This is a genomic window from Campylobacter sp. 2018MI10, from assembly GCF_018501175.1.
In the GTDB taxonomy this organism is placed as follows: Bacteria; Campylobacterota; Campylobacteria; order Campylobacterales; family Campylobacteraceae; genus Campylobacter_E.
In genome coordinates this window covers 1-472 of the sequence record NZ_JAHCZD010000076.1, presented here as the reverse complement: position 1 = coordinate 472, position 472 = coordinate 1, and the positions used below count along the sequence as shown (strand labels likewise).

Sequence of the window (472 nt, the reverse complement as noted above, 5' to 3'; positions counted from 1 at the left end):
GATGTATTTAATGTGCTTTTAGGGATTTTAGATGATGGTAGAGCAACCGATAGCAAAGGTGTAACAGTGGATTTTAAAAATACCATTATCATTCTAACTTCTAATATCGCCTCAAGTGCCATTATGAATTTAAGTGGAAAAGAACAAGAAGATGCGGTAAAAAATGAGTTAAAAAATTTCTTTAAACCTGAGTTTTTAAACCGTTTAGATGATATTATCACCTTTAATCCACTTGGAAAAGATGAAGCTTATGAAATAGTCAAGCTTTTATTTAAAGATTTACAAATGAGCTTAGAAAACAAGGGAATAAAAGCAAGTTTAAGCGAAAATGCAGCCCTTTTAATCGCTAAAGATGGTTTTGACCCTGATTTTGGTGCTAGACCTTTAAGAAGAGCTATTTATGATCTTATAGAAGATAAATTAAGCGATATGATACTTGCTGATGAACTTCATGAAAATGATAGCATTATCA

General features: G+C 31.1%; 1 protein-coding gene. It reads left to right on the top strand.

The window, feature by feature from the left end:
* Positions 1 to 472 (top strand): ClpB D2-like domain containing protein (locus KJR01_RS09730; RefSeq protein WP_214119036.1); only part of this gene is annotated, 472 nt, incomplete at both ends.